The organism is Paenibacillus sp. FSL R7-0198, assembly GCF_038000415.1.
Classification (GTDB): Bacteria; Bacillota; Bacilli; order Paenibacillales; family Paenibacillaceae; genus Paenibacillus.
Window position 1 is genome coordinate 1,661,020 of sequence record NZ_JBBOCB010000001.1, and the last position, 22,431, is coordinate 1,683,450.

The 22,431-nt window shown below is 47.2% G+C and carries 4 protein-coding genes; all 4 read right to left on the reverse strand.

Annotated features, from left to right (window positions below):
- Positions 1-4 precede the first annotated feature (4 nt).
- Genes MKY87_RS07140 through MKY87_RS07155 form a run of 4 tightly spaced genes read right to left on the reverse strand, consistent with a single transcriptional unit; the run spans position 5 to position 22,374 of the window.
- A complete protein-coding gene (locus MKY87_RS07140) occupies positions 5-1,156 on the reverse strand; it encodes an acyl-CoA dehydrogenase family protein (protein WP_339790059.1) in 1,152 nt (383 codons plus the stop codon).
- Positions 1,153-1,410 (reverse strand): acyl carrier protein, encoded by a 258-nt coding sequence (locus MKY87_RS07145; protein WP_036668520.1) that lies wholly within the window; start codon positions 1,408-1,410, stop codon positions 1,153-1,155. The genes MKY87_RS07140 and MKY87_RS07145 overlap by 4 nt, the downstream gene beginning before the upstream one ends.
- A complete protein-coding gene (locus MKY87_RS07150) occupies positions 1,407-5,606 on the reverse strand; it encodes a beta-ketoacyl synthase N-terminal-like domain-containing protein (protein ID WP_340963521.1) in 4,200 nt (1,399 codons plus the stop codon). Before MKY87_RS07150 ends, MKY87_RS07145 begins: the two co-directional genes overlap by 4 nt.
- Positions 5,596-22,374, reverse strand: a complete 16,779-nt coding sequence (locus MKY87_RS07155) for a non-ribosomal peptide synthetase/type I polyketide synthase (RefSeq protein ID WP_340967392.1) — start codon at positions 22,372-22,374, stop codon at positions 5,596-5,598. The genes MKY87_RS07150 and MKY87_RS07155 overlap by 11 nt, the downstream gene beginning before the upstream one ends.
- Positions 22,375-22,431 lie beyond the last annotated feature (57 nt).

Genomic DNA, 22,431 nt, shown 5'->3' on the forward strand with positions numbered 1-22,431 from the left:
AACGTCATACGCTACCGCCACGCTTGTAATAGGCTTTTAATCCGTAATGCGAGATCATCTCCTGCTGCATCTGAGAAGAGCCTTCAATAATCTCCAGAATTTTGGCTTCCTTATACAGCCTGGCAACAGGATATTGGTTACTAATTCCGTTCGCACCATGGACCTGTAGCGCATCACTTGCAACTTCAACAGCAACTTTGGACGTAAAATATTTGGCGATCGTTGTCTCCATGGCGGCCTGCGGGTCCTTGGCTTCTCTCAGCTCGGCTGCCCGTAAACATAATGCTCGTGCTGCATGGACTTTTGTCACCGCATCTCCAATCATGCCGCGAATCAGCTGAAAATGACTCAGCTTCTGATCAAATTGCTTCCGCTTCCTTGAGTAAGTCACCATGGCATCCAGCGCTTCCTGCGCAATCGCCAGCCCTGCCCAAGCTATGCTATATCTGCCCTGGTCCAGCGCCCCGGTTACGATGTACTCAAAACCTTCATTCAGGCGTCCAATAATGTGATTTTTTGGTACACGCACCTCATGGAGATCAATCTCAGCTATACCTGTCTCGCCCGCAACCATGACACCTTCAATAGGTTTGGTCTGTACACCCTCAAACTGGCGTTCGACCCAAAAAGCAGTGCTTCGTCCCTGATTCGAGGCAATAATGATAAATACATCTGCCAAATGTCCAAACGTAATCCACTTCTTTTTTCCATTCAAAACATAACAGTCCGATTCTTCTCTCCACTCGGTCTTTACACTTTTTGCATCCGAACCAACTTCCGGTTCAGTCAGGCCAAAGGCAGCAATCCATTCTCCCTTCACCAACTTGGGCAGCCAGGACGATTTTTGCTCAGGCGTTCCGAAACGTACCAAAGTTTCACTTACAAGTGAAGTATGTACCGTTAACAAGCTGCGAACGGCTGGAAGAGCCTTGCCAAATACTTCAGTCAACAGCCCGTACGACTTGGGACCGAGACCCATGCCGCCATATTCAGCCGGGATCGAGGCAGCCAAGTAACCTTTTTCAGCCATGGCACGGATCAATGTTCTGGGAATGGCTTGCTGCTCTTGAATCTGTTGAGCATAAGGACGAATTTCACGGGCAGCAAACAATTCAGCTTCATGAATGATCTCTTGCTCTACATCCACTTCAATCATTCGGCAACCCCCTCTTGAAGGAGAGATTCATTGAGATATGCGGCGAACTCGGCAATTGTTTTGTATTCAAACAACGCAACCGGACTGATGTCAACTTGAAGATGCTTACGCGCACGATTAATGATCTTGAGCGCCTGCACAGATGAGACACCAATTTTCAAAAAATTCATCTCTTCATCGATGTCCTCTGGCTCCTGATTCAACGCTGCAGCAATCTCGCTTTTGAGAAAAAGCTCAATTTCTTCTTTTGTCATATCATGACCTCCGTTCCCTGATTCACATCTATCCAATGTACATACGGCTCGAATGGATGTGCTGGCAGATGTACAATCTGGCCAGAGCCATTCGGATGTAACTGTTCCCAATCCAGCGCAGCACCACGTACATAAAGCTGTCCCAGCAATGCAGCAAGCTGCTCCTCCATGGTAAGTGTCGGCTCGGCAGACAGGCGGATGAAGCTCTCCTTGCCACTGTATTCAAGCTGCTGCACTGTCTGATCTGCAGCAATCATAATTACAATGTCGGCGTTTGCCATCTTGCCAGGTGTGTCTTGCAAACTGTCTAAAGTCACTCTGTTGTTCACTGGAATGGATTGGCTTGCATGAGCGTTGTGATGTTCCTCGCCATCCAGATGTAAACGGGATACAAGCTCCTCTCCTGCAGCTATTCCTCGAATCTCCTGAATGGAAGGGACCAGACGTACAAGTGTCTCAAGCAAGGTCACCCAATAGTTCAAGGTAGATACCGTATGTTCATTAGAAACGTCTGGCCTGATTACTTGGCGTGCTTCCGCTTCATCTTCTCCGCGAATCTCATGCCCCCCAACCACAATATTGACACGAGCAGCTCGGTTTCTAGGCTTGAAGCCAAATTCCATCTCTTCGATGTTCCACTCTCCGGTGGGGCTGACAGCTACTGCTGCACGATACCGATAATGTTTTCTATATCTGTTCCGGGTAAAACAAAGATCCTCTGGTGCCAGGTCCGCATGTTTCTTCACATACTGCTCCGTATTATCAATCAGCTTTTTTAAAGCCTGCTCTGATTTCGCAGAGAACGTTAACAATTGGCCTCGTGCCGGGGCATCTGCACGGACAGGGGCTTTCCATTCTTCCAGCACAATGTGGGCATTCGTACCTCCCAGGCCAAACGAACTGATGCCTGCCTTCCGTGTTTTTCCTTCAGGTACATCCCATGATCTACGCTCGCTAACGATATGGAACGGCGATTGCTCCAGTCGGAGGGCTGGATTCGGATTATCCATATGCAGACTTGGTGCCAGTTCCCCATGCTGCATACTGAGCAGAACCTTGGCAAGACTGGCTCCACTGGAGGCTGCAAATAAATGACCAATATTGGTTTTGACTGAACCTAATCCAATTGAATTGTCGCTTGTATATCCCTTTTCCCGGAATAGTCGGAGCAAGGCATTCACCTCAATTGGATCTCCAATCCTTGTCCCTGATCCATGTGCTTCAATATAAGAAATCTCGCTCGGGTTTAGGTTGGCATCGCGATAAGCGGCACGGAGTACCTCATATTGCCCCTGAGGGTTGGGTGCCATAATGCCCAGGGAATATCCGTCGTTATTCACCGCTGTCCCGCGAATCACACCATAAATATGCTTATTGTTGCGAACTGCCTCTGTTAGCGGCTCCAGATATACAACAACAGCACCTTCCCCCAAGACTGAACCATCTGCTTCCCGGTCAAATACCTTCGTATGTTGAGTGGAAGAACAGATTCCAGCATTGCGTGATAGTTGATGAACATGCGGTGTAGCCAAAATGTTCGCTCCACCTACAACCGCCCCAGAGATACGCTTGTCCTGAATGGCCGCCACAGCTTGTGTCAGTGCTACCAGAAAAGAAGAACATGCCGTATCTATGGACAGTGCCGGTCCTGTGAAATTGTACATGTGTGAAATGGAGGCCGCTGCTATATTGGACATATTGCCTACCATAGCGTGAGAATGAACAGCCTTTCCAAGACTCCGGTTCATATAATCAACAACCAGATCGAAGTATGTGCTTGGGTTAATCCCTACATACACACCCACATCACGCTTATCCTCATGGTCCACGAGCATACCCGCATCCTCCAGCGCCTCATGAGCAACTTCCAGCAGCTTGCGATGCTGCGGATCCATAAACGCAGCTTGTTCAGACGGGATTTCAAAGAACTCATGATCAAACGTATCCGGTTGCTTCAGTTCCCCAATCCAGTCATCCCAATCGGGTTGCTTTGAACGTGTTGCACGCTCTAAGCTAACCCGGTCAACACTATCTAACCCGTTAACCAGATTGCTCCAGAACTGCTCTTGGGTGTCGGCATCAGGCAGACGCAGAGACAGTCCGGTAATAGCAATAGCACGATGTACATTCAGGTGATTATCTGTTGTTTCAGCCTGTTCAAAGTCCTTCGTATCTGCTGGAAGTTCCTGCAGATATTCCACCATCTCACGTACTGTACTGCAAAAAACAAGTAGTTCTTGTCCTAATTCACGTCCCATATGTGCAGACAGCTTGTCAAGTAATTGATAGGAGAGAATGGAATTGCCTCCAAGTGCGAGAAAAGAAGTATCCATCTCAATCTTTCCTGCGGGCAATTGAAGAATTTCGGCCCAGGCTTTACGTACGGTATACTCCAAAGACGATGCGGAAACCGTCTCGTGTCCTTGCTGTTGTGTGTTTTCGCGAATCAGCTCTTCAATGGCCTCGATGTCCTTGGTAAATACTCCACGCTCATATTCGTTTCTCAGCATGAAGCGCTGAACCTTGCCACTCGTCGTTTTGGGAATAACTTTGATCGGGAGAACATGAGTGATCTCAATACCCAATCCAGCCCTCATACGTTGGATCAGATCCTGTCGTACCTCCAGAAACTGTGGAGTGCCCGATTTGTATTTAACAAATACAAGTAGCTCCTCTACTTGTTTGAGGCTGTTAAAGTGCCCAACTACCGTCAGATTCCCTCTAGGAATGCTGCTATTCTGGTACAAAATTTCTTCAAGATCATGCGCATAATGGTTCTGTCCCCGAATAAACACAATGTCCTTGATTCGTCCGCTTACAACCAGGGAGCCATCAGCCATATAACCCAAGTCTCCAGTGCGAAGCCACCCATCCACATACATTTCACGATTGATCTCAGGGAGACTGTAATATCCGGAAGTTACCGATTCCCCACGGATCTGGATTTCGCCAACGACCCGCTCATCCAGCACTTCACCCTGTTCATCCGCAATCCGGATCTGAATCCCTGTCATGGGATATCCTTCATGGACAAATTCAATCACATCCGAAGTATGGCTATCACTGCTAGGCAGCTGGACTGGCACAGCCAGTCCTTCCTGCACCAGCCGCGAACGCGAAATACGTTCAATTCGTGGCTCTTCCCCCAGTCTGGAGGTACATACACCTACTGTCGCTTCAGCCATGCCATACGCAGGAAACATCATATTGGGACGATAGCCACAAGAGCTGAATTTTTTGACAAATCGCTCAATAACAGACGTTGATATAGGCTCTGCACCATTCAAGGTCATACGCAGTGAAGACAGATCCAGCGTTGAGAGCTTGGAATCCGGGATCTTCTGAACCATCCATTCGAAACCAAAATTGGTACAGCAAAACCATTTTCCCTGATGCTCCGTAATCTTGCGTAAGAACAGATAAGGCGACCGTACAAAAGTATAAGGTGACATCACCATGATGTTGGCTCCACTCAGGACGGGTGTCAGGTGTTGTCCAAATATCCCCATATCATGCGTATGCGGCAACCAGGTAAACACATTATCTCCTTCTTCAGCTCCAAGAAAAGTCTTGCATGCAATACTGTTGGCGATAATATTGTGATTTGTTAACTGCACACCTTTGGGAATTCCCGTGCTTCCTGATGAGAATTGCAGGAACACAATGTCGTCAGGAGAGGTTGGGCATAGATCAGCCATCTGTTGGCCTGCTTGAAGCTGGTTCACGCTAATCAACATAAGACCTTTGAATACCGGACTTTCCGCAAGCTGCTTATACTTGGGCATGTAGGCTTCCTCGACGATCACTACCGGACGCCCGAGTACCTCCCACACTTTCGTGAATTTCTCCAGACCGGCTGAGCCTGGTTCCCAGGCAGCCGGAGGACTAACCGGGGCGACAATAATGCCCCCCAGCATACAAGCCCAAAAGGTACGGTAAAATTCCTGTGACTGGTCAATTTCCAAAATAACGACCTGTCCTTGTTGAATGCCTTGCTCCTGAAGAGACTGCAGGTACTTGCGCGCCTGCATCAGTAATTCAGGATAGGATTCAAACTGTTCGTCACCTGAAGAGCTGATATAGGTCATTCCCTTTTCTGGATGAGTATCTGCAATGTAGATTAGCATCTCAGCCACTGTTGAATAATGCTCTGGCACAATCAGCTCGGGTCCTCGCTGTATGGATTTACTGGACATGTTGCACCTCCATTGCCTCATTGTGAACTACCACTTTCACATCGCTACCAAGCTTGTCATCAATCAGTTGTTTCATACGTTTGATGTCCAGACCAGCCTGACAGGCCAGATGTACGTACAGACACTCTTCATCGTAGCGAATAACCCATTCGAATTGGGCGAGTCCCGAATTCGAATCTTGGTCATCCGACGACTGAGACGACATTGGGATCGCTTCGCTGCTGGAGATGAAGCCTTGATAATTAAACAGAATCATCTGACGCGGCTTCTGTTCTGCTTGCCTGTAGGCAGTTCCCAATTGTTCCTGTATGCCATCATATTGTGCCGAGAGGGAAGAATCATGTGTAAGTGCCATAAAGTTAATGCTGTGTTGCTTCGTAAATTCCAGACGTTCCAACAGATCTTCCTGTGTGAATTCACTGTCTACCAGCACTGGAATCAGATCAAGGAATTCTCCCACATAATCATAGTAGGATTCTTCGCCGTACTCCCTTCCGTAATGCACCAGGGCTATTGGCAATTGGCTTAAGTCCAGATAAGCCGCAATGATGTTGGCAAAAGTTTCAAAGCATGTCCACCAAACATCGGCAGGCTCCTTCCCTGCAAGGGACAACTCGGCAGTCATGGCTGAAGGCGACAATGTTTCTGTTTCCTTCAACTTGTTCATGACGATGGTGTTACATCTATTCCATGCTTGAAGTGAAAATTGTTTCTCTATTTCATCTTCAGATACACCTATGGGACCTTGAGACAGAAAATTTACGTAATCCTCATAATTTCGCACTTGGTACAGAAGATCACTCTCGATCCCTACACCTTGCGGTCTATATAATGCCTTCGACTCAAGTTGCTGCTTGATGATTTCAGCACTCATACCATCAAACGCAAGATGATCAAAACTCCAAATCAACTTATGCTCTGTGGCTCCTGTACGCAAAATACACAGACGCCAAGGTAGTTCCTTCAGCGTATACGTTTTGTGTAACAGAGACTGAACCAGTTTGTACTCCAACTGCTCAATCGTAGCCGAAGCATAATGACGAATATCAAGATATGGGATAAGCTGTTGCAGCATGTCCGCCACTAATGACATATCACATGGATGCCAATACAATTGTTCTTCCTCATATATCATGCTGTGCAGCAACTGATGCCGGGATATAACCCCAAGAATCAGGTGTTTTACAGCTTGTTCATTCATTTCGCCTTCCAGCGTTGTTGTAAATCCGCTTGCTCGTGAAGTCGTAGAAGCATGTGCTTGTTGAATTGGAGATAGTGGGAATCGACCCATAGGGGTCATGCCCGCCATAAAAGATGAAACCTGATTGCAGCTGTTTAAAACGTGCAGGACCAGGCTGTCCAGTTGTTTCTCATGAAGTGTTATGTCCTGTGGTATGACTATCGGGGACTGAATATGCAGGCTATCTTCGGACCAAACTGACGCCGGAGGATTAATGTCTACCAATCGGGCAAGTCCTCTAACTGTCGGATATTGGAATAATTCGTTCACATTGATGGCAATTCCTTCTTTTGCCAAAATTTGAGTGAATGCAATCGCTTTGAGCGAATGCCCCCCATTTTGAAAGAAGTGATCTTCCACACCAATGCCTGGATTACTCAGGATCTGTCGCATGGCGGCAAGAATGACACGCTCTGTTTTTGTCCAAGGTGAACTCACTTCCAGAGACCTCCGCTGCTCTTCAACCAAATGCTCGGACAATGCCCTTCGGTCCACTTTGCCATTGGCATTAATCGGAAGATGATCCATTCGAATAATTCGTGCAGGCACCATGTACTCTGGCAGCTGCTGGTGAAGTTCTCTTCGAATATACTCAGCATCTGCCCCAGTATCGGTTGTATAAAAAGCGGCAATGTGTAGACTTCCTGATGGTTCTGTAGCTGTCATGACAAAGGCATCACGAACTCCCGAAAGACGCTCCACGCAGTTGCCTATCTCCGATAACTCAATGCGGAAACCTCTAATTTTGACCTGAAAATCCGAACGTTCAATAAAAATCAGACTGCCGTCAATCAGACGTTTGACGATGTCACCTGTCCGATACATTCGTTCTCCCTTGCGGAAGGGATCATCCAGAAAGTGTTTCCGGGTAAGATCCTCACGGTTAAGATATCCAATACCCACCGCATCCCCACTGATATACAGTTCCCCTGGAACATTAGGTGGCACAGGCTTCAGCTCATCATCCAGAACATACAAGGCTGTGTTAGACAGGGGGTATCCTATAGGCAATGAGCCAGTATAAGGCTCTGTTTGCTGTAATAAGTGGTAGGAGGCAAAAAAGGTTGCTTCCGTTGGCCCATATCCATTTAACAGCCTGCCCGGCCCCACGCATGCAAGCGCTTTGTTGGCATGGCTCACCGATGCAGCTTCACCACCAAACATCACTCTACGCACATTATTCAAGCATTCAGCATCCCAATCCACCAGCATATTAAACAAAGACGTCGGAATATAAAATACTGAAATCCGTTGCTGTCGGATGACATCCGCCAAACGAGCCATATCCAAAATGGTCTCTTTTGAGATTAATACAAGAGTAGCGCCATTTATTAATGAAGCAAAAATATCGAAAATGGAACCGTCAAACGCATAGTTAGAAATTTGCAGGATACGATCCTCTGGCACAACGGTGACAAAATTGCTATTTTTCATGACTTTGCTCACATTGCGATGACTCATCACAGTCCCTTTCGGGGTTCCTGTGGACCCTGATGTATAAATGATATAAGCCGGGTCAAGAGCAGTCTTGTTCATATGTTCAACGGGCTCCTGCATATCTCCTGAATCAAATGCTGCCAGTTCATCTGCCGGCACGATACAAGGAACTACAGATTGCCATGTGGAGGCATACGCCGTTTCAGTCAATAACACAGCCGCATCGCAATCTTGCAAAATAAATTCAATTCTCGATGGCGGCGAAGCTGGGTCGATCGGGACATAACTGCAACCCACCTTGAGCGTAGCAAGAATACTGATCATCTGGATCGGTCCACGGTCCAGAATGAGAGCAATACTGGAGCCTGATTTCACCCCTTGTCCAAGCAACCTGAATGCCAGCCACTGAACACGTTCATACAGATCCGCATAGCTCCATTCACCGTCTTCCCAGACCAATGCTGTCTTCTGTGCATGCACATGAACTTGTTCCTCGAATAATTGGGAAATGGTCGCATCTCGCGGATACTGGGCGGCATTATCGTTGACTCCGTACAGCAGCCATTCCTCTTCCTCCGGTGTAGTGAGCTTAATCTGACCAATTCGTTCATTATCCCCTGTTGTGATCTGAGACAGGATATACCGGAATTTATCCAGCATCAGTTCCATGGACTCCGCTTTAAACAAATCCGAGCGATAGTCAAGTTCAACCGTGTAACATTGCTTGTGCTCGACCAGTGTCCAAGTCAGATCAAATTTGGCATCCACCCTACCTTCGACCCATGGTTCAAGCATCAGTTCCGCGGCTTCAGGATCATCGGTTCCCATATTAATGTAATTTAACACCACATCAAATAGGGGGTTGCGGCTTAAATCACCGAATAGACCAAGTTGTTCCACCAGTGTTTCATAAGGATAATGCTGATGTTCATAACAGGATAACAGCTTGCCACGCATCTCATTCAAATACGCCTCTGTGGACCATTCTCTGTCCATGCTGGTGCGAATGGCGAGCATGTTCACGAACATACCCATAACGTTATTAAGTTCTGGCTTCTCACGCCCCGCAACCGCTGTACCAACGACCAAGTCTCCCTGACCCGTATACTTCCAGATTAATAGATTCAAAGTTGCCATGAACAACATGTAGGGTGTAAGCCCTTGTTGCGTACAGAAGTCATTGACCTGTGTGCTTAACGACTCACCAAGTTCAATGGAACGTCTGTCTCCGCTGTAGGATGACGCGCCATGTCTTGGGAAGTCTGTAAGCAATTCAACCGGTGCAGGCATGTCCTCGAATTCCCGTATCCAAAACTTGGCGTCTTCAACAGATTGTCCATGTGACGCAGCTTCATCACGCCATTCCGCATAATCCTTATACTGAATGTCAAGAGATTGCAATGTTTCTCCTCTGTACATGCGTGCAAAATCCTGCATCAGGATGGCAATGGAACTCTGATCCGAAATGATATGATGCATGTCGATGAATAAGATGTGTTCCTCTTGAGAAAGGCGAATGAGCTTAACACGAACCAATGGTGCGCTGGTCAGATCAAAAGGCTTGATCCATTCCATGACCTGCTCTAACCCTGCTGTTTCTAATTCCAGCGACTCCACAACACTTGGAACCCGATCCTCGACAACCTGGAAAAGCTCACCGTCAATCATTTCAAACCTGGTACGGAATGCTTCATGTCTCTCTACCAGTGCATCCATTATTAATGTGAATTGGGTAGGGTCAAGTTTTCCTCTTACCCTATAGGAACTGGCGAGATTGTACGCCGTACTCTCACCTTTCATCCACTCATGCACCACATACATTCTTCGCTGTGCAGAAGTGGTCTTGTATTTCTCTTTCTTAGGTACAGGCAAGATTGGGTTCACTGAATCAGAGTCACTTGTAGCCTGATGTTCAGCAATCCATTGAACCATGTGTTCAAACACAGAATGATCAAAAACCTCTTCCAACCCCAAATTTAATCCAAACATTTCTTTAATCCTCGACGCCAAGGAAATCGCTTTTAAAGAATGACCTCCAAGCTCAAAGAAATCATCTTCAAGGCCGACTTCTCCATTACCAAGCAACTCCTGCCACAATTGCGACAATACATGCCTTATCTCATCATCAGTCCGTTGAACCCGGACTTTCCCAGATGGAGATTGGTCTAATGCTGCGATAGAACCCGCTGCAACCTGCGACATACCTGCAAGCTGATACAATGCAACATCATGTTGATGAACAATCGGATCAAAGGAATACGTCGGCAGGGAGATTTTTTGCCTGCGCCCCGTTCCGTTTAACTGTTCCCAATCAAGCTCCATGCCAGAGCACCAGCAAAAAGCAAGTACTTTCATTAAATACACGTCTGCCTCAAGCAAGCTCTCACGATCTCCAGTAAGAGCAATGATGTTTGGCTCTGAAAATGAATCCGGGGCTATTTGGTCTGTATCCTGCTGCTGATTCGAAACGATCCACAGCGTATGCCCAGCAGATTCAGAAAGCGTCTTGCGATTTAGCAGCGTAAACAGGAAATTTGGAGATAACAGTGGTGCAATACTCGACGCATGGTCTGTTACAGTTGCATCTGTCATCCTTCCTGTCAAAGCATCTGACAATGCTCCTTCTTCTAGTGACCAATCCTCTAGATTGTATAGAAGCCCCACGGCATGTACTGGATCAAGTGCATCACTAATAACCAACCCCACCAGTTCGCCAACGCCTTGTCCACAGACAGCATCTGGCTTGACACCAAGCTGCATCACGGTTTTATAAAGAGCATATTGCACAACAAAGCACTGCATGCGCTCAAGCCTTGAATCGGTTAACGATCGCCCTATGCCTTGGCGAATGGCATACTGTTCCTTGGACTCAAAGAGGTTCAGTATCTCTTCAAAGTGCTGTTTGAATATCTCTGAGACCTGGCTGCGATACACAGAAGCATATAGTTCCCGAATCTTGCGCGCTTCCCAACTTGCATTTCCGCTGAGGTAAAACATGACCTTAGACTTCCCATTCATCACACTTGCCTGTGTCTCAAACTCCACAGACTGCTCGCTTGGCGGAATATAACCGTCTACAACGATTAGTGCTTTACGATGAATGAATCTGCTTCTTCCCTTCTGTAGCGTCCACGCAGCATTGGGCAACTGCTCCGGCAATGCATGGATCGCCTGTAGAACCGAATCGTACGTGCGTTCCAGCGCCGATTCACTTTTGGCCGAGAAGGGCAGCAGAAGCAATGACTCATAATTGGCTTGGCTCTCTTGAACAGGAGGCTGCTCCAGAATGACGTGAGCATTGGTACCCCCGATCCCAAACGAACTGACACCTGCTCGCAGAACATGCTTCGCGTCTTCTAATGGCTGTGGCTCCCTGTTGATATAGAAGGGACTATGCTCCAGCTCCAACATTGGATTCGCCCGATTCATGTGAATCTGTGGCGGAACCACCCGGTGATAAAGCGTCAGTACGGTTTTAATAAAACCGGCGACACCTGCTGCCGCATCAAGATGCCCGATATTGGCTTTTACAGAACCTAGAGCACAATAATTCCTAAGATCTGTTCCCCATGACTGCCTGAGCGCTTCGATTTCAATCGGGTCCCCCAGCTTGGTTCCTGTTCCATGCGCCTCCAGATAGGAGATCTCTTTTGGAGACACTCCCGAACGATGCAGGGCAGATTGAATAACCTTGACCTGCCCGGCCACACTCGGTGCCGTATATCCAATTTTGTCCATGCCATCATTATTAATCGCCGAACCTTTAATGACTGCATAGATATGATCTCCATCTCTCTGCGCGTCGCGGAGTGACTTGAGCACAACCATTCCGCATCCATTACCAGACACAGTACCAGATGCCTGCTCATCAAATGGTCTGCAATGACCATCCTTTGAATAAATCATGCCTTCATGCCAGTGATAACCTTCTTTGAGCGGATAGGAGATAGAGACACCTCCCGCAAGTGCCACATCACACTCCCCCCGAATCAGCGATTCAGCAGCTTGGTGGATAGCAACCAAAGAGGTCGAACATGCGGTCTGTACGGCCATACTCGGCCCTCTCAGATTTAATTTGTGAGATACCCGAGTTGTAATATAGTCCTTTTCATTTAAAGTCATGGCTTCAAAAGCCTGTAGCAAATTACCGGAACGACCTAGAAATTGCACCATCCATGGTAAGCTTAGTCCACTTCCCGCAAACAATCCTATAGATCCCTCATAACTGTAAGGATCACACCCGGCATGCTCAAGCGCCTCCCATGAGCACTGATGCAGCAGCCGTATTTGCGGATCCATCATGTTGGATTCCTGATGCGGATATTCGAAAAATCCGGAGTCAAAATACTCAGTATCTTGCAGTACACCTTTGGCCCGTACATAATCAGGATGTTTGAAGTCTTCCGGTCGTACACCCGCAGCGGTTAGATCCTCCTCATTCAGACGGGTGATACCGTCCTTACCTGCCATTAGGTTATCCCAGAACTCATCAATATTTCTTGAGCCGGGAAAATGCCCTGCCATGCCAATGACTGCGATATCCGTCGAAGAAGAAATTCTGCTACTGTGTTCTGAAGCAAACGGGATACTCTGTTCCGGTCTGCCCTGCTCCACTTTGCTGTGTTCAACTGTGCTCCTCACATACTCTTTTGGAGCTGTTGTCGGCTCCGGGTTCGTAACAGGATATCCAGCCGAAGCGATATGTCCGCTCTCCTCTTGTACCTGTTGTGTAACTGTCGGCAGCATCTGCTCAGCCACCAGATGATTGACCAGTGATGCAATAGAGGAATGCTCAAACAATTGCACCAGCGGAACGCTTTTATCCAGATAGGCATTCAGGCGATTATTGATCAGAATAAGCCCCAGCGAGTTGCCTCCGATGTCAAAAAAGTGATCATGGATATTAACCGTATCCAGATTCAACATTTCCTTCCACGCTGCAATGAGCATCTGCTCCAGATCAACCTTTGCCCGCTCGATTCCTTGAATGGATGAGCCATAAACCAGAGCCGGATTAGCTTTCTCTCCCGTTTCAAAATCAGCCAGACGAAGGGCATTGCGATTCAGTTTGCCATTAGGCAGCACAGGCAGATTTTCCAGACGAATCAAGCGAGAAGGCATCATGTACTGTGGAAGCCGCTGCTTTAACCAGGTCCGAAGCTGTACGTCTTCATCTTCCATAACGGAAGGCCCAATCCCAGGCTTCAAACTGTAGAAAAGGATTAATTGCAATGAATGTGGCTCGGCCCCTTCTACCTTAACGACAGCCTCCCTTACACGTTCATAATTCATCGCTGCCTGCTCAATCTCGTTCAGTTCAATCCGGTAGCCTCGAATCTTCACCTGCTGATCTAACCGCCCCATCAACTCAACATCCCCATCCGGCAGTATAAGGGCCAGATCGCCAGTTCGGTACAAACGGCCTCCCAAAACATTGGCGTTTGCAATGAATCGAGCATCGGTCTCAGCTGCATTGTGCAGATAACCGCGGGATAATCCTTTTCCTGCAATGCACAGCTCTCCATAGCTGCCAGGTGGCAGTATTTCACCTTCATCATTCAGAATATAAATCTCTGTATTGGTAATGGGCTTGCCAATGGTAATCGCGGTTGTGTCATTCAATTCTTTGGTCGTTGACCAGATCGTAGTTTCCGTTGGTCCATACATGTTAAAGACTCGAGCAGGCGTAAGCCGCTTCAGATCGGTGAGGAGTCCTACAGGGACATTTTCCCCTCCGGTAAGAACACACCGCAGATTGCCCAGCGCCTGAGCGAATTCCGGATTTTCGACAAATGCCTTAATGCGTGAGACCGTGCTAAGAATGTGCGTAATACCATGTTCACGTATTCGACGTGAAGCAAGAGCCGGGTCAAGCTGCTCCTGCTCATTGGCCAGATACAGCGAATATCCGGTGCATAATGGTGTCCACACTTCAAATCCGAAAATATCAAAAGATATGGTCGTTACACTGATGATGCGATCTGTCTCATGTGCAAAAATATGTCGGTGCCTGATGTCCTCAACAAAATTGACCATCGCCTCATGAGTAATCATGACCCCTTTGGGACGCCCCGTTGATCCTGAGGTAAAAATCACACAGGACAGGTCCGAAGACAGGAAGCTTATGTCCGGGTTAACGGATGAACGCACATCCTGGGCAGTTGGATCATACACGAATCGCTCTCCGCTAAAAGTCACTGTTTCTTCTTCATCAGGCGTACACAGCAGTACGTTCATCCGGCTGTCTTCGATCATATTCACGATGCGCTGCGACGGAAAAGCAGGGTCCAGAGGCACATAAGCCGCCCCAGCTTTCAGCACTGCCAATAGCATAATGATCAATGATTCATCTCGTCTGGATAATATGCCCACAGGTTCATCCCGGCGTACACCTTGATCAATCAGCTTCCAAGCCAGCGTATTAGCTTTTTCATTAAGCTCCCTGTAGGTAAAAGAGGCTCCGGATGATACAAGGAGAGCTTTCTTGTCTGGTGTGTGTTCTGCCTGCAGCTCAAACAGCCGATGCAGACCCCCCGCAGAATTGTAATCCAGACGTGGACCAGCAAGACGATGGACTGGGTGCTCATGAGAACGTTCGTTTCTCTCAAACAGTTCGCTCAGAGACATATTAGGCTGTTGTACAACCTCTTGGCAGAGTCCGATAAACTCCTGCATCATACCTTCCACTGTGTCCCGGTGGAACAGATCCAGCGAGTATTCGATATATCCTTCAATCACCTGCTTCTCCCTGTTTTCTTGACAAGTCATTAACAGATCATAAGTAGACGTACCTGTCTCCACCGGAAAAGAACTGAATTGCAAACCATGAAGTTCAAGTCCATGCAAATCCATGTTCTGATAATCGAAACAAACATCAAATACCGGATTTCGGTTCAACTCACGTGTCACGCCCAGTTGTGCCACAAGCTCATTAAACGGATACTCCTGATACGCAAAAGCATCCAGAGTATGTTGTTTAAGTTCGCGTAAAAAATCAGTGTACGTACGATCAAACGTGGGAAAATTCCGCATCGCAATCATATTGACAAACATGCCTACCGTCTCTTTCCACTCCTCTTGCATCCTTCCTGCAACAGGCGTTCCTACCACAATGTCCTGCTGACCTGAGCGGTGTGCGAGAAGAAGATTCCACACACTTAGCATTACCATATACATGGATGCTTCCGATGAGGAAGCCAGCTCGTGCAAGTCTTGTGTTACCGAACGATTCAACGTGAAATGGAGACGTCCCCCTTGCATGGATCGCTGTGATGGACGCTCATGGTCAAGTGGAAGCTCCAGCACAGGTAAAGAAGGGCCAAGATGGTCCAGCCAGTATGTTTGATGTGAATTGTATTCCTGTGAAGCGAGACGCTGCTGCTGCCATACCGCGTAATCTTTGTACTGCAATCGGACTACATGCTCTTTGCCAAAATATAAATCATTGAAGTCACGAGTGATGATTTCGACAGATGTACCATCTGCGATAATATGGTGAATATCAAAGAATAGCAGATGCTTGCGCTCGCCTATCTTAATCAGTTCAACCCGCATAAGCGGAGCACTCCCCAGATCAAAAGGACGAATCAATGTCTCGATCATCGCAGGCAACTCTTGGTCATCTGCCACATGCTGCTCTGTATAGCCCATACTTAAGCGAACCGAAGGTTGGATGATCTGAACGATCTGACCGCCCCGTATCTCAAACGATGTTCTGAGCGCCTCATGATGCTGTATCAACTTCTGCAAAGCAGCCTCAACTCTTATACGGTCCAATTCACCTTCAATAATGGTTGCAGATGGTAGGTTGTAAGCCGTATTGCCTGGATCAAGCATCGCTTGTGTGAACATACGCATCTGTGCAGAAGAGATTGGATACGCATCCATAGTGGGTGCTGATTGAATTGTCTGTTGGTCCACTTTTGGTTTCGCCATGACATAGAGATGCTCCGCCAGTTGAATAGGCGTTGAATGATTGAAAATATCTGCTACCTCAGGCTGAATTCCTAAATGAGACCGGATCCATGCAGACAAGCTGACTGCTTTGAGAGAATCTCCTCCGACCGCAAAGAAATTAACCTCTTCATCTAGATCATCGATGCCAAAAATCGTTCGATATGCGTCCAGGACAATCTGTTTCAGTTGGTCGGAATCACCTGTATAAACTGTCCCTTTTACTAGAGTAGAGCCACTTCCCTTACCCTGCTCTGCATGCCCCGTATCATCCCCGGTACCCATTCCTTCCGCTGCTGATGACCCAGAAAGAGAAACACTGACAGGATAGGATTGTTTGTTGAAAACATAAGTAGGCAGAGAGCATTTGCGTCGTACCGTCTGCCCTTTGAGCACCTTCCAGTCCGGTTCAATGCCTTCGCACCATAACTCCGCAAGTCTGCGGTTCACATAGATACTATCCTGCTCCGTTTCCCTTACGTGACGCAGCATGTTCAGTACCGCCTGGGAATCTCTTGATTGACTGTGCTGTCTGGCAAAGGAACTTAGCGTTCGTCCTGCACCTACTTCAATTAATACAGCCCGCTCATCCTTCAACACTTCAGCCAGGTTTGATTCAAACAACACCGGCTGTAAAATATGACGGGACCAATAGTCAGGTTGTGTGATTTCATCTCCAAGCGCCCATGTTCCACTGGTGTTGGACAGTAATGGGATCTGTGGCGTATGAAGTGAATTCTCTGCTAAATAACGTCTAAATTCCTCGGCAGCCTGATTCATCATTGGCGTATGGAATGCATGGGAAGTCTTCACACGAATGCATTTCCAGCCCAGTCCTTCAGCCTTGGCTTCCATCCGTGAAATGGCTTCAGCTGTCCCACCAATTACACTGGAACCTGTAGTATTCACCAGGGCAAGCCACATGTCTTCCTCCAGTTGTGACTTCACCTGCTGTGCATCCGCCATAATGGCAAGCATGACCCCGGGTTGTTGTTGCTGCATCAGACGTCCGCGAAGTCGAACTAACTTGACAGCATCTCCGAGTTCGAACACCCCCGATACCGCTGCGGCAGCCAATTCACCAATGCTATGCCCGATCATGCCATCTGGCTTGATGCCCAGATCCAGCAGCGACTTGGCCAGCGCATAACTTGTCATGAACAGTGCGAATTGGCTGTACTCTGTCTGGTTTATTCGCTCAGGCTGCTGATCTCCGTATACAACGGACAGCATTTCTTCTCGTTCTTCCGCGGGCAGAAGGTCCAATATTTCCTGGATATAACTTCTGAAGATTGGAGCCAGGCCTGATTGCTCTGTAGATCTGTATAGTTCTGCACCCATTCCCTGATACTGACTGCCCTGTCCGGGGAACATAAAGTATACGGGACGGGTGCCTTGAGCTGAATGGTATACGCGTGCTTTCCCCAGCTGCTGTATCAGCTTGTCCGGATTATCCTTCCATGTCTTATCCAGAATGAGTGCCTTACGATACGCAAAAACAGATCTACCTGACTGCAAGGTCCACGCTGCGTTCGACACAGATGGCTCCGGCTGCTGAGTCAGATGTTCCATAATCCGTTCAGCGGTGCGGTTCAGCGAGTGCTCTGTTTTGGCGGAAAAAAGCAATATATTTACGTCATTATCGGGACTGCACTTCTCCATCTCGGGAGCCTCCTCCAATACCATGTGAGCATTCGTGCCCCCCACACCAAATGAATTGATTCCTGCGCGCATGACTCCAACATTGCCCTGTTTCCAGTCCACACCTTGTGCATTAACTTTAAAAGGCGTATTCAAAAAATCAATTTTGGGATTAGGCTGCTCATAATTCGCTGTTCCAGGGATATAACCTTGTCCAAGACTGAGAGCTACCTTGATTAAACCAACCACACCTGCGGCTGTATCCATATGTCCCACATTGCCTTTGACCGAACCCAGATAACAAAATTGCTTTTGGTCGGAAGCAAAGGCCCGAGTTAACGAGTTTACTTCAATTGGATCACCAAGCAACGTTCCCGTACCATGTGCTTCGATATAACTCACCGTTTCCGGGTCTACTCCGGCTACCTTATAAGCATCCTGAATGACTTCAGCCTGTCCGCTTACGCTAGGAGCAAGAAAACTGAGTTTCTCTTGTCCGTCATTGTTAATTGCTGAGCCTTTGATGACCCCGTAGATATGATCTCCGTCCCGCAGAGCATCGGTTACCCGCTTCAGCACCACAATTCCCATACCATTGGAGAAGACGGTTCCACTGGCTGCCGCATCAAATGGACGACAGTGTCCATCTGTGGAGAACATCATGCCATCCTCAAATATGTAACCCCCTTCATTGGGCAACTCCACGGTGATCCCACCAGCCACGGCCACATCACATTCTCCAACGATCAAAGATTGACATGCCAGATGAGGTGTAACCAGTGAAGTAGAACATCCGGTCAGAGCGGTATAGGCCGGCCCTTTTAAGTTAAGCTTATAAGCCATTCGGGTAGCGAGAAAATGATTGGTACTGAGGGTAAATGCTTCGTATTTACTGCTATAGTTAGCATCGTTAAAAAGTACTTGACGGTACCATTCGAAGTCATCGGACCCGCCAAGGAACACACCCACCTTACCTGCTTCATCCGGTCTGCAGCCTGCATCCTCCAGCGCTTCCCATATTCCCTGATACAAAAGTCTGAATTGGGGAGACATCATTTTGGCTTCACCGGGAGTATAATCAAAGAACCCTGCGTCAAACTCATCGATGCCGTTGGCACGTCCTTTTGCCTTGACATAACGAGGTGAACGCAGCAGCGCTTCCTCCACACCAAGCTCCCTCAATTCATCATCACTATAAAAGTGAATGCTTTCCCGCCGTTCAACAAGGTTACTCCAGAACTCCCTTATGTCCTCAGCACCCGGCACATTCACCGCCATGCCCACAATTGCAATGTCCTCACGCATAATGCCGTCTTTTCTTTGAAACAATTGTTCCCTTTCAGTCGGTATCCGAACTCCCTCATCTTTTGATCCCAGCGCCGCAAATTGACGCAAAGTCGGGCATTCGAAAAAACGAGGAACAGGGAACTCCACATCGGTATAATGCTTTAGTTTATTGTGAGCCTGAATGACAGAAAATGAATTTCCGCCCAATTCAAAGAAATGGTCATCGCGCCCTACTCTCTCAACACCGAGCACTTCGGCCCACACTTCAGCTATAACCTTCTCAAGCTCAGAAGACGGGGCGGTATAAAACGTACTGGAAGCGTGAGCATGCGTGATATCTGCCATGAGTGCCTTCCGGTCAATCTTCCCACTGCTATTCAATGGAAATTCGGATTTATGTACAAAAACGGATGGTATCATATATGCCGGTAACAAACGAGACAGGTGCTCTCTCAATTCGACAGAAGGCAGCTCCTGCTCTGACAGATAGTAGGCATACAGCAAGCCGGACCTACCTTCAAATGATTTCATGACTACCACGGTCTGGATGACACCCGGATAGGTTGACAGGGTATTCTCAATTTCGCCTGTCTCCAGTCTGGCTCCCTGAATTTTAACCTGGAAATCAATGCGTCCCAGATATTCGATCGTACCGCTTGGGAGTGAACGTACCAGATCACCTGTGCGGTACATGTACCTGAAATGCTCTGCGTCCTGTCCTTCTTGAAAGAAAGGATTAGGGACAAACTTCTCTCGGGTCATCTGTTCCAGATTCAGATATCCACGTGCAAGCCCAACACCGCTAAGACAAAGCTCCCCTGGAATACCTAACGGCTGAAGCTCATCATGATGTCCGACGACATACCATCTGGACTCATTGAGCGGGTAGCCAATCGGCACATTGCCCAAGCCATCGTAATGGCTTAACGGATAATGAGAAACCCATATGGTGCATTCGGTTGGACCATAAACATTTTCCAGACTTGCTCTAATGCCTAACCTGTTAAATTTCTCAATGATGTCTGGCGTGACTGCCTCCCCGCCAACAAACATCCATTTCAGCGTTTCCAATGCTGACAGATCGGAGCGAAGCTCCATCGTTTCCAGAAAAAGACGGAATAACGTTGGAACAAAGTTAATGTGCGTCACCTTATGTGATGCCACCGTAGACACAATACGAGCAGGGTCTTTTTCTGCTCCAGGCTCAAGAATACTTAGTGCGCCTTCACCCATGAACCAGCCGAAAAGTTCCGTGGCGGACACATCAAAGGTATATGCTGTTTTCAGCAAGTAAACATCCTGCGCCTGCATTGGAAACCGACGCTCCAGATCAAGCAGTGTATTGACTACGCTATGATTTTCAACCATGACTCCTTTTGGCTTGCCTGTTGATCCGGATGTGTACATGATATAGGCAAGGCTATGCGGATTCAGCGCCTCTTCAAGGTTTGAGGCATCCCCCGTATAGGCCTGATCTCTCTCAACGTAGATGTACTGGACATCCAGAGTCTTGTCATCTTTTTCGGGCTGCATAGCCAGCACTATGGATATGTCTGCATCCGATATAATATAGTCCTTTCTGGACAAAGGATAGGAAGGGTCTACAGGCACAAAAGCACATCCGGCTTTTAATACAGCCAATAGGGCAATGACCATATCCGAGGAACGTGGCATCTGCACGCCAACTGCCGCGTTATCACTTTTTTTACTCGCAACAATCTGCCTAGCCAATTGATTCGCTTTTGCGTTGACCTGCGCATAGGTCTGATGATGCTTCCCTTCCATTAGAGCTACCCGCTCCGGGAAACGTGCTACTTTATCGTGAAATATATCCATAATATGTTGTGGAGTGTAGGGAAAATAAGAAGTTTGATTGAATCGGTACAGTAAGTTTTCTTTCTCATCCTGCATCAGGAGGCTGAACTCACTGATTTTTTGATCAGAATTGGTTACTAGTTGATTCAGCAAGTATAAAAATCGTTGGCCCATTCGCTCCATTGAATCTTCACGGAACAAGCTCGGTTTATATTGCAGCTTCAACTGAGCTCCTTGCGGTAAACGACTCAACACCACCATTAGATCTCCTGGAAACGTAACCTTATCCTGATCCAGAATACGAGTTCCGAGGATATCTTCCTCATAGGAATCATAAACAAAGGAGATATCAAACAACGATGGTGATCCGGGTTGAGCCTGTAACATGCTGTCTCTGACAATGAGGTTATTGGGATATCCGATGTTCCTATACGTATCCATCCAGGTTGTGGCTACTTGTTGCAGCAGAGGTTTTAGAGTTGATTCGAGGTCAATATGGAATCGCATAGGCAACATATGGACAAAACATCCAATCGTTTCTTCCAAGTCCATACCGGGACGATGAGAATATGGGGAGGCAAAGGTGATATCCTCTGTACCGACATATTTACTCATAAGAATGCCAAAGGCACCCATAAAAAACATAAAAACGGTTACTTCATTATCTTTGGACATCTGTGTAATATCAGCCATTAACGATTCCGAAATATCAAATCGCAGTTCATGACCAATTCCTTCTTGTAAAGAACCTGCTGGAAAGTCGTGCTTCAGAGAAAGAGGTTCCGCTCCCTTCATTTTGTTTAACCAGTATTCCCGCTCTTTGAAGTACTTGTTTTCGTGCAGTTTCTTGTTCTCTGCCTCAACATAAGAGATGAATCCTTCATCCAGCTTGACATCCACAGGCTGATCTTCAAGAAGACACGTATATGACTGAATAAGTTTGTTTTTCATCAGTTCAAGCGACATGCCATCACATATTAAATGATGAATACATAAGGTCAGAATATATCGGCTTTTATCCATCTGAACAATCATTATACGGAACAGAGGACCTTTCTCTAGATCAAAAGGTGTCCCGATGCATTCATCCACCAATGCTTCTAACTGTTGTTCCTTTGGATTCTCCTGATTCTCGCTACTTAGGTCCCACAAGACAAGTGAATAATCCATATCTTCATGAACGGATAACACGGGTACATCATTTTGAATCTCAATCCGAGTACGCAGCACCACTTGCTCATACATAAGCAATTCGATGGCCCGGCGAAATATCTCCATTTGAAGATGATCAAATTGCATTGAAGCTGAGATGTTATACGAAGTGGGATCATTCACCTGACAATCAAAATAGATTCCCTTTTGTGTTTCGGAAAGTTCAACGGTTTTTTGTACCATCACGACCACACCTCATCGTTTAATTGAGATTCAAGCTGTGTAAGGCAAAAAATCAAT

Coding starts and splice junctions, on each gene's coding strand:
- MKY87_RS07155 (WP_340967392.1), bottom strand. CDS start 22,374: ATGGTACAAAAAACCGTTGAACTTTCCGAAACACAAAAGGGAATCTAT.
- MKY87_RS07150 (WP_340963521.1), bottom strand. CDS start 5,606: ATGTCCAGTAAATCCATACAGCGAGGACCCGAGCTGATTGTGCCAGAG.
- MKY87_RS07140 (WP_339790059.1), bottom strand. CDS start 1,156: ATGATTGAAGTGGATGTAGAGCAAGAGATCATTCATGAAGCTGAATTG.
- MKY87_RS07145 (WP_036668520.1), bottom strand. CDS start 1,410: ATGACAAAAGAAGAAATTGAGCTTTTTCTCAAAAGCGAGATTGCTGCA.